1 rRNA gene is annotated in these 2,972 nt (G+C 60.3%); it reads right to left on the reverse strand.

Annotated features, from left to right (window positions below):
* Nucleotides 1-2,969, reverse strand: a 23S ribosomal RNA gene (locus H153_RS0108775); the annotation flags it as partial.
* Nucleotides 2,970-2,972 lie beyond the last annotated feature (3 nt).

Consider the following 2,972-nt stretch of genomic DNA (forward strand, 5'->3'; position numbering starts at 1 on the left):
GGCTCTCGGCCGATTAGTACTGCTCAGCTCCACCCGTTACCGGGCTTCCACCTGCAGCCTATCAACCTGGTAGTCTCCCAGGGGCCTTACTGACCTTACGGTCAAGGGAGGCCTCATCTTGGGGTGGGCTTCCCGCTTAGATGCCTTCAGCGGTTATCCCATGGGCACTTGGCTACCCAGCGGTGCGGTTGGCACCACAGCTGGTACACCAGAGGTGCCCCCACTCCGGTCCTCTCGTACTAGGAGCAGCTCCCCTCAAGCCTCCTGCGCCCGTGGCGGATAGGGACCGAACTGTCTCACGACGTTCTGAACCCAGCTCGCGTGCCGCTTTAATGGGCGAACAGCCCAACCCTTGGGACCTGCTTCAGCCCCAGGATGCGACGAGCCGACATCGAGGTGCCAAACCGGTCCGTCGATGTGAGCTCTCGGGACCGATCAGCCTGTTATCCCCGGAGTAGCTTTTATCCGTTGATCGACGGCCCTTCCACTCAGAACCGCCGGGTCACTAGGCCCTGCTTTCGCATCTGCTCGACTTGTCAGTCTCGCAGTCAAGCCCCCTTATGCCCTTGCACTCTACGCGCGATTGCCGACCGCGCTGAGGGGACCTTTGGGCGCCTCCGTTACCTTTTAGGAGGCGACCGCCCCAGTCAAACTGCCCGCCTGACACTGTCCCCGAGCACGCTCCAGTGCCCTAGGTTAGCCACCTAATCTGGACAGGGTGGTATCTCACCGGCGCCTCCATCCACCCCAGAGGGCGGACTTCCCAGGCTCCCACCTATCCTGCGCAGTCCAGACCAGATGGCAATGCCAGGTTGCAGTAAAGCTTCACGGGGTCTTTCCGTCCTGCCACGGGTACTGGGCATCTTCACCCAGACTACAATTTCGCCGGGACCCTCCATGAGACAGTGCGGCAGTCGTTGGACCATTCATGCAGGTCGGAACTTACCCGACAAGGAATTTCGCTACCTTAGGACCGTTATAGTTACGGCCGCCGTTTACCGGGGCTTCGGTTCAGGGCTTGCACCCTTCCCCTTAACCTTCCGGCACTGGGCAGGTTGCAGTCCCCATACGTCCTCTTCCGAGTTTGCGGAGACCTGTGTTTTTGGTAAACAGTCGCCACCGCCTATTCTCTGCGGCCTCCAGGAGCTTCAGGCGTAATGCCCTACACTCCCAAAGGCCCCCCTTCTCCCGCAGTTACGGGGTCATTTTGCCGAGTTCCTTATGGAGGGTTCCCCCGAACGCCTTGGTGCTTTTACACCCGCCCACCTGTGTCGGTTTGCGGTACGGTCACTCCGGCTTCGTCGCTTAGAGGTTCTTTCTCGGCAGTGTGGATTCGCCCGCTTCGGCGCTTCTGCGCCTCCCCGTCAGTTCTCGGGGTTAACGAGGGCGCGGATTTGCCTGCGCCCTCCCCCTACTACCTTGGCCCGGCTCTACCATCGACCGGGTCGGGCTATCCTCCTGCGTCACCCCCGTCGCTCCACCGGAGTGGCGCGGGATTGTTGACCCGCTTCCCATCGGCTACGCCTTTCGGCCTCGCCTTAGGGGCCGGCTAACCCAGGGCGGACTTGCCTTCCCCTGGAATCCTTGGGCTTTCGGCGGGAAGGCTTCTCACCTTCCTTATCGCCTACTCATGCCAGGATTTTCACTTCCCTGCAGTCCACCACGCCTCCCGGCGTAGCTTCAGCCCGCAGGGAACGCTCCCCTACCGATGTGACTCATGTCACATCCCGCAGCTTCGGTGGATGGCTTGAGCCCCGCTACATTTTCGGCGCATGCTCGCTCGACCAGTGAGCTGTTACGCACTCTTTAAAGGATGGCTGCCTCTAAGCCAACCTCCTGGCTGTCTTAGCGAGCACACTTCCTTTACCACTTAGCCATCACTTGGGGACCTTAGCTGGCGGTCTGGGCTCTTTCCCTCTCGACCATGGAGCTTATCCCCCACGGTCTGACTCCCACGGAGCATCTGCCAGCATTCGGAGTTTGGCAGGGGTCGGTACCCCTCTCGGGGCCCTAGCCCTACCAGTAGCTCTACCTCCAGCAGACTCTTCCGTGAGGCTAGCCCTAAAGCTATTTCGGGGAGAACCAGCTATCTCCGTACTCGATTAGCTTTTCACTCCTATCCACAGCTCATCCCCCAGTTTTTCAGCACTGGTGGGTTCGGTCCTCCATCCGGTGTTACCCGGACTTCAACCTGGCCATGGATAGATCGTACGGTTTCGGGTCTACTCCCAGCGACTATTCGCCCTGTTCGGACTCGGTTTCCCTACGGCTCCACCTCACGGCTTAGCCTCGCCGCTGAGAGTAACTCCCTGGCCCATTACGCAAAAGGTACGCCGTCACCCTTGTAAAAAGGGCTCCGACCGCTTGTAGGCACACGGTTTCAGGCTCTCTTTCACTCCCCTTCCCGGGGTTCTTTTCACCTTTCCCTCTCGGTACTATGCGCTATCGGTCGCCAGCGAGTACTTAGCCTTGGAGGGTGGTCCCCCCTGATTCCCGCAGGATTCCTCGTGTCCCGCGGTACTTGGGATCATACCCCAGGGAGAGACCCGGGTTTCGCCTACAGGGCTTTCACCTTCTACGGCTGGCCTTTCCAGACCATTCGGCTACCCAGGTCTTTTGTAACTCCCCGAGGAGGTGGCAGCCTCCTCCAGGTATGTCCCGCTACCCCCAGTGAGCAACGCCTGCCAGCTTTAACACTCACCAGGTTTGGGCTCTTCCCCGTTCGCTCGCCGCTACTAAGGGAGTCTCGGTTGATTTCCTTTCCTCTCCCTACTGAGATGTTTCAGTTCGGGAGGTCTCGCCCCCTACCTTACGGTAGGGTGACAGGCTATGTGCCTGCCGGGTTTCCCCATTCGGGCATCCCCGGGTCTTCAGCCGTTTGCGCCTCGCCGGGGCTTTTCGCAGCTTACCACGCCCTTCTTCGCCTGCTGGCGCCAAGGCATCCACCGTGCGCCCTTAGCACCTCGGCCTGT

Origin of the sequence: Desulfurobacterium sp. TC5-1, assembly GCF_000421485.1 — a bacterium.
Lineage (GTDB): Bacteria > Aquificota > Aquificia > Desulfurobacteriales > Desulfurobacteriaceae > Desulfurobacterium_A.